Consider the following 7,483-nt stretch of genomic DNA (forward strand, 5'->3'; position numbering starts at 1 on the left):
ATAGGAAAAGCTTTTCCATATAATCCAATATACTGCGTTATCTTCCCTCGATATAGCCCGCTATATCTTCTCAAAGACGCCTTGTCTATTGAATTATATGAAAATCTGAATTTACAAATTAGAGTCGAACTCAGGTTACTAAATATTTAAAACATTTCATCTCAACACAATATTCTAATAATGAGCAACTTAATTACTAAATTCAAAAGGTTTAATAATGTTTCTTACAAATTATTGAAACTACATGAAATCTGCTTTTGAATCTGTTGCGTAAATCAAAGCGAAATCAAAATAGAAAGTATGATGAAGATGAAAAAACAAAATTTGAAAACTTTAATGAAGAGCACCTTGCTAGGAATAGCAGCGTCAAGTTTATTATTTACGGCATGTAATAATGACGAAGAAGAAATGATGGAACCTGAAATGCCTACTGGTATGTTGACTGTTTCAGATCAAACTATTTCTCAAAATACTATTATTGTATCAAATGTCAATTTAGACCAAGATGGTTGGATTGTTGTGCACGCAAGTGAGCAAGGAGGCCCAGTGGTTCCTGATATCATTTCAGAACCAGTATTAGTAGAAGCTGGAGAAGCTAATAATGTTGAGGTAACTTTAAACGATTTTGCTAGTCTTTCAGATGGTGCAAGCGTTTGGGTGATGCTTCATAATGATGATGGAGAAGCTGGTGTATATGAATTTGATGGAGCGAATGGATTAGATGCTCCTATTACGACTGAAGCAGGAGACATCGTAATGAGTGAAATCACGCTATCTGCTCCAAGTGTAACAGTTAGCAATCAGGTTGTGAGTGAAAACAAGGTTGTAATGGAAGAAGTGAATGCTGCTGTTGATGGCTGGATCGTAATCCATGAAGATAATGGAGAAGGAAACCCTGGTCCAGTTTTAGGTCAAACTTTTGTTGAAGCTGGTAGTAATTCTAATGTAATGATAGATTTAGGTAATGCTACTTTCGCAGGTGGCGAAATGCTTTTCCCGATGTTGCATGTTGAGAGCCCGGCTGATGGAGAATATGGTTTTCCAGACAATGGTGATGGCCCAGAAGTATTCGGTGACAATGTAGTGGTAGTAGGTTTTGAAACTCAAGCTCCAACCGGAAGCATTACCGCAGAAAATCAAATTGTTCAAGGAAATACAATTACCGTTTCTGATTTAACAGTTGATGCCACAGCTTGGGTAGTGGTACACGCTAGTAATGAAGCTGGTGATGGTCCTGAAGTTCCGGGAATTATTTCAACTCCTGTTCAATTGGAATCAGGATCAAACTCTAATGTCCAAATTGATATAAATCAAGACAATCCATTAAATGGGGGCGATGTTATATACATCATGATCCACACTGAAAATGGAGTGATAGGTGAATATGAATTTGATGGGGCTAATGGCTTTGATGGTCCGATTACGACACAGACCATAACAATTGAGGCTCCAGCAGGTGAATTTGTAGCCAACAATCAAACTGTTTCTCAAACTCAAGTAGTTGTTGAAAGCATTACAGTTAGCCAACCTTCCTGGGTAGTAGTTCATAGAGATAATGGAAATGGATCGTTTGTAGCTCCAGGAATTATTTCAGAACCCGTTGCATTAGAAGCAGGTACTACAGAAAATGTAGAAATTTCATTTACCGAAGAGCTTACAGATGGTGAAACATTATGGATTATGTTACATAATGACAATGGTACAGTAGGATCTTATGAATTTGATGGAGCAAACGGATTTGATAATCCAATAACATTTAGTTCAATTGAAATTTCGGCACCAGGCGTAATTGCAGAAAATCAGGTTGTAACAAATGATATGGTGACCATTGCTGAAGTAAATGCTGCAGTTGATGGATGGATTGTAATTCATGAAGATAATGGAGATGGTACTCCAGGACCGGTTATTGGTCAGACTTTTGTAAATGCAGGAATCAATACTGATGTGATGGTTGATGTTTCAGCTGGAACTGTAGCTTCAGGAGATGTTTTATTTCCAATGCTACATGTAGAAGACCCTGTTGATGGTGAGTATGGATTCCCAGATAATGGTGATGCTCCTGAAGCTTTCAACGGAAATGTTGTAGTAGTTTCATTTACAGTATTATAATAATAGTAGATTCATAATTGTTTATTGGTTTAAAGCGACTCAAATGAGTCGCTTTTTTTATTTTGATTATTGTTTGGCTGATTTACCTCTCGTTGATATCCCAAAAGGTAAATACAGCGGACAAAAACTTATAAAGCTTGTGATTACGAATACTAAAGCCAATATACCTAAAATAATGGCTAATGTTCCAGATATAATTCCAAAGTAGTATAATACTCCGACTGTAATGGTTAATAAAATTCTAATGGTCTTATCAGCAGTTCCCATATTAGCTTTCATAACGATTAATTTTTAGTGATTACTATTCATTAAAAGTAATTAATAAAATTTTTAAGGGCGTAACTTTTGTTACAGAATCATACCTACCTCTTTAAGTTTCCTATTGATATCAACCTAAGAAAGTTTATTACTACTGCTTAGTCAATAAATCCACTGCCTTCTTCATGGCTTTCAATTGCTGGGCTTCTTCATAAATATGAGCAGGTGCAGCTCTTTCATGACAATCGTAGAGCGGACAGGTTTCGCAGGTTTCATTTACAATTCGAATAGGAATAACAGGGTCATTATGGAATTTTACCTTGCGCTTCATTAGTGGACTAATCAATAACCCAATAGAAACACTACTATTTTGGCCTATGTTCTTATTACTCGGCTTAGCCAGGCTAATAATCAGATATTCATTATCTGAATTCACATACTGACTACGCTGTACTTTGCACTTAACTCCATATTGATCTTCCCCTTCTTGATTTCTTAATTCCTTTAATATTTCAATGGATGCCCACCTTCTACAATAAGACTGATCCAATGCTGTTCCATGAGGATTATGCAAGCCTGATAGATGCATTTCTTTTGTCAGCTTAAAAGTTTTTTCGTTTGAAGTGCTAAAACGTAGAAAAAATAACTCCTTAATTCCAAAAACCTTGGGTAATAAATTAGTCATCCGATGCATCAACATTTCAGGAGTGCATTGATAATTTTCTAATATATCTAATAACAAATTGGGATTAAACCTTGGTTCAGATAAGAATTTTTTCAAATCTTCAACTATAGCATTTTCAGGTAATGCCAGTGCGCAAGCAAAATAAGAGGCTTTATAATTGTTCAATACTTCTTCAAATGAATTGACGGAAATCCAACTAGAGGTTAATGGTCTTGGACTTAATTTTAAAGTTTGATAACCAAGCTCTTTTGCCATAGTAAAAAGCTTTTGGGATTCCGTTAATTTTGGATTCATTAACAACTGCGGAGAACCGCCAGGAATCGTCATGGAGCGCAAAGGCTTTAATTCCTGCTGATGCTCCAATCCATTAGGTAATATCTGATAATTATATTCAGAATTCAGAATTTCCTGTAATTGCTGGAAGGTATAAGGAAAAGACACATCCTTAAAAAATTGAGCTCTAAAAGATTCTACGGCTTCTTCTATGCCTTCAAAATAATTATCGTGCATTTCTTGAAAAGAGCGCAACATGTTAAGATATAAACTCTCTACTCTTAGCCCGTAATTTCTACTGATTTCAATAAGGGTGCTTAAAAATGCTCCTAGCTTTGCTGGGGCATTACTTAAAAGGTCTAATAAATGAGCGGGCTCGATCCCTAAAAGCTCGAAAGGCAGTTCTTTAAAAAGATTTGATTGCAATAATTCTCCTAATGGAGCCAGTTTTTTACTCAATTGCAAAGAAACCAAATCATCAAAACTGACTTCCAGTGTTTCTGAAAGTTTATTGATTTTCTCTATTTTAGGATATTTTTTACCCTTCTCTATTTCGTTTAAATAAGATGCAGATAATCCGGTTTGTTTCGATAATTGCGCAAAAGACAATCCTTTTTCCAAGCGTAGTTGTCTTACTTTTAAACCAAATATCAGTTTTACATTTTCTTGAGATATAGCCATTTTTAGTTCTTTTTAGTTTAATTCCTTCAATCCGAGCTTTGAATACTTATGTTTAATTGTAAACCTGAAAAATAACTAAGGTTATTTTCTTTTGTGTTCTCTTGTCTCTGTTGTGGTGGAAATTTGCTACCGGTTATTCAGATTAACAAACATTACTTTTTTACCACAGAAGAGTCAAAAGAAAACAAAAGAGTTTTCGCTAAAGCGAAAAAACTTCTTAATGAAATATGTCTTAACGTGATTGGCTTTTATCCTAAATTATATCAAAAATTCAGTTTTCAATCATTCTCCTAAAAAGCGAAGAAACTATTTTCATTTTTTTTTCAGACCCTTAATTACTTACTGCTTCTTTTAAAGTCATTCGCTAATATAGCGAATAAAATCCAATAGCGAATATTCGCTTGTTATTTAATTTTCGCTGACTTACATTTGACCTATCGATCACCTTAAAACCTGATAATCAAATGGAAACTACATCAGCACAATTACAAAAATCTAAAAAGAAAAACGAAGACTTTAACTTATTGACAGAAGAAGCCATATCATTTTTAAATAAACTGCATGAAAGGTTTAATGAAAAGAGATTTGAACTTCTAGGCAGAAGAGAACAAGTCTATGACCAAATCAGACAAGGAAAAGAATTAGATTTTCCAAAAACCACGGAAGACATCCGCAATGATCCTGATTGGAAAATTGCTTCCTTACCTAAAGACTTACAAGATCGGAAAGTAGAAATCACGGGTCCTGTGGATAGAAAAATGATCATCAATGCCTTAAACTCTGGCGCCAAAGTTTTTATGGCAGACTTTGAAGATGCTACTAGTCCCACTTGGAAAAACATAACGGAAGGTCAGCAAAATCTATATGATGCCATCAGAAAGCAAATTGATTTTACTGGTGATAATGGCAAATCCTACAAATTGAATGATAAAACTGCTGTTTTGAAAGTAAGACCCAGAGGATGGCATTTATCAGAGAAAAACTTTTTAGTAAATGGAGAGCAGATTTCAGCTTCACTTTTTGATTTCGGATTATACTTTTTCCACAATGCACATGAACTCATTAGAAACGGAAGTGGTCCTTATTTCTACTTACCTAAACTGGAACACCGGTGTGAGGCCAGATTATGGAACGATGTATTCATATTTGCTCAAAATGAATTAGGCATACCTGTTGGTACCATCAAATCTACTGTATTAGTAGAAACCATTACGGCTGCTTTCCAGATGGAAGAAATCATTTATGAATTAAGAGATCACATGGCCGGACTTAATGCCGGTAGATGGGATTACATTTTCAGTTTTATCAAGAAATTCAGAGACAGAGCTGATCACATTTTACCAGATAGAAATCAAGTCACTATGCAAGTTCCCTTTATGAAGGCTTATGCCAACCTATTGGTGAAAACTTGTCATAAAAGAGGTGCTCATGCTATTGGCGGTATGTCTGCTTTCATTCCAACCAAGGATGAAGAGGAAAATAAAAAGATCCTGGACAAAGTCAAAAATGACAAGACAGAAGAAGCTTTAGCGGGCTATGATGGAAGTTGGGTAGCCCATCCGGCACTAATTCCAACAGTAGAAGCTGTTTTCGATCAAATTATTGGGGAAAAACCACATCAAAAACACATAAAAAGAGAAGAATTCACCACTACTCCATCTGCCTTAACCAGTCCAAATGTGATGTATGGAGAGGTTACGGAAAAAGGAGTCCGAATGAATATTAACGTTGCCTTATTATATATAGAATCATGGCTGCAAGGCACAGGTGCTGCAGCTATCTATAATCTTATGGAAGATGCGGCCACAGCAGAAATCAGCCGGGCGCAATTATGGCAATGGTATCATCATCAAGTCTCCTTTAAAAATGGAAAGATATTTAACAGAGCACTTTTCTGTATGATGTTAGAGGAAGAAACAGAAAAAGTGAAAGAGATGCTAGGACAAGAACGAGTAGAAACAGGAAAGTTAGCTATTGCTCGGGATTTACTGAAAAAGTTAGTGAAGAGCGAGGATTTTGAAGACTTCCTTACCCTGAAAGCATACCCACATTTATAAATCAATTTTAAATCATACTATAAACTGAAACGACATGAATACTCAAGAAAAAATCAATCAAATAGTTACGGATTGGGACACTAACCCAAGATGGAAAGATGTAGAACGCACTTACACTGCTGAAGAAGTAGTAAAATTAGCCGGAACCGTAAAAATCGACCACAGCTTAGCCCGATTAGGCGCTGAAAGATTGTGGGATTTGTTAAAAACAGAAGAATTTGTTTCCGGTTTAGGAGCATTGACAGGAAATCAAGCTATACAAGAAGTTCAAGCTGGTTTAAAAGCCATTTACTTAAGTGGATGGCAAGTGGCTGCAGATGCCAACCTTGCGGGACAAATGTATCCTGATCAGAGTTTATATCCTGCTGACAGCGTACCTAATGTGGTGAAGCGAATCAACAATGCTTTACTAAGAGCTGATCAAATTCAATCTGTAAGCGGAGAAGGTGATGTTCACTGGATGGCACCTATAGTAGCCGATGCTGAAGCAGGATTTGGTGGCAACTTAAATGCTTTTGAATTAATGAAAGGTATGATTGAAGCTGGAGCAGCGGGAGTTCATTTTGAAGATCAGTTATCATCAGCCAAAAAATGTGGACACCTTGGAGGAAAGGTTTTAGTTCCTACTCAGGAAGCTATAAACAAACTAATCTCAGCAAGATTAGCAACCGATGTAATGGGCGTACCAACTATAATCATTGCGAGAACTGATGCTGATGCAGCTAATTTATTAACTTCAGATGTGGATGAAAGAGACCGTCAATTTTTAACTGGGGAAAGATCTGCTGAAGGATTCTTTGGTGTGAAAAATGGATTAGAACAAGCCATCAACAGAGGACTAGCTTATGCTCCATATGCTGATTTAGTTTGGTGCGAAACTTCCAATCCTGATTTGGGAGAAGCAAGAGAGTTTGCGCAAGCCTTAAAAGAAAAATACCCAAACAAAATGCTGGCTTACAATTGTTCACCATCATTCAATTGGGCAGCTAAATTAACAGAAAGTGAAATGTTGGAGTATAGAGAAAAATTAGCTGAAATGGGATATAAATTCCAGTTCATCACACTTGCTGGTTTCCATGCATTGAATACAGCTATGTTTGAATTGGCTACAGCTTATAAAAACAAAGGAATGGCTGGTTATTCTGAATTGCAACAAAGAGAATTTGCCTTACAGAAACAAGGTTTCAAAGCGGTAAAACACCAAGCTTTTGTGGGAACAGGATATTTTGATGCAGTTCAAAATGCAGTTACACAAGGCAAATCTTCTACCACAGCACTGAAAGGCTCAACAGAAGAAGCACAATTTTAGTAGAGCTCTAAATAAACCTGTCAGGTTTACGACTAATATAGATGTGTAGTTTTTTCTTTAAAATCAACATTAATATCATAATGAAACCTGACAGGTTTTAAGACCTACTGA

The 7,483-nt window shown here is 36.1% G+C and carries 5 protein-coding genes; 3 read left to right on the plus strand and 2 right to left on the minus strand.

The annotated features are described in order from the left end of the window. The first annotated feature begins 300 nt into the window (after positions 1–300). On the plus strand, positions 301–2,109 hold the full coding sequence (locus Q0L29_RS00915) for a hypothetical protein (protein WP_296618381.1): 1,809 nt from the start codon (positions 301–303) through the stop codon (positions 2,107–2,109). Positions 2,110–2,175: 66 nt separating this feature from the next. On the opposite strand, the gene Q0L29_RS00920 is transcribed toward Q0L29_RS00915, so the two are convergent. Both Q0L29_RS00920 and Q0L29_RS00925 read right to left on the minus strand, forming a co-directional pair. Then, positions 2,176–2,388, minus strand: coding sequence for a DUF2892 domain-containing protein (locus tag Q0L29_RS00920; protein WP_296618382.1), 213 nt, complete (start codon positions 2,386–2,388; stop codon positions 2,176–2,178). Between the two features lie 130 nt (positions 2,389–2,518). Then, positions 2,519–4,006, minus strand: a complete 1,488-nt coding sequence (locus tag Q0L29_RS00925; protein ID WP_296618383.1) for an XRE family transcriptional regulator — start codon at positions 4,004–4,006, stop codon at positions 2,519–2,521. A gap of 464 nt (positions 4,007–4,470) precedes the next feature. Between Q0L29_RS00925 and aceB the strand changes: the two genes are divergently transcribed. Both aceB and aceA read left to right on the plus strand, forming a co-directional pair. Beyond that, positions 4,471–6,063 (plus strand): malate synthase A, encoded by a 1,593-nt coding sequence (gene aceB / locus Q0L29_RS00930; RefSeq protein ID WP_296618384.1) that lies wholly within the window; start codon positions 4,471–4,473, stop codon positions 6,061–6,063. 34 nt (positions 6,064–6,097) lie between these two features. Beyond that, positions 6,098–7,372 carry an isocitrate lyase gene (gene aceA, locus Q0L29_RS00935; protein WP_296618385.1) on the plus strand — a complete coding sequence of 425 codons (1,275 nt, stop codon included), beginning with the start codon at positions 6,098–6,100 and terminating at the stop codon, positions 7,370–7,372. The last annotated feature ends 111 nt before the right edge of the window (positions 7,373–7,483 follow it).

Origin of the sequence: Marivirga sp., from assembly GCF_024636815.1 — a bacterium.
In the GTDB taxonomy this organism is placed as follows: Bacteria; Bacteroidota; Bacteroidia; order Cytophagales; family Cyclobacteriaceae; genus Marivirga.

Coding starts and splice junctions, on each gene's coding strand:
- aceB (WP_296618384.1), top strand. CDS start 4,471: ATGGAAACTACATCAGCACAATTACAAAAATCTAAAAAGAAAAACGAA.
- Q0L29_RS00925 (WP_296618383.1), bottom strand. CDS start 4,006: ATGGCTATATCTCAAGAAAATGTAAAACTGATATTTGGTTTAAAAGTA.
- aceA (WP_296618385.1), top strand. CDS start 6,098: ATGAATACTCAAGAAAAAATCAATCAAATAGTTACGGATTGGGACACT.
- Q0L29_RS00915 (WP_296618381.1), top strand. CDS start 301: ATGATGAAGATGAAAAAACAAAATTTGAAAACTTTAATGAAGAGCACC.
- Q0L29_RS00920 (WP_296618382.1), bottom strand. CDS start 2,388: ATGAAAGCTAATATGGGAACTGCTGATAAGACCATTAGAATTTTATTA.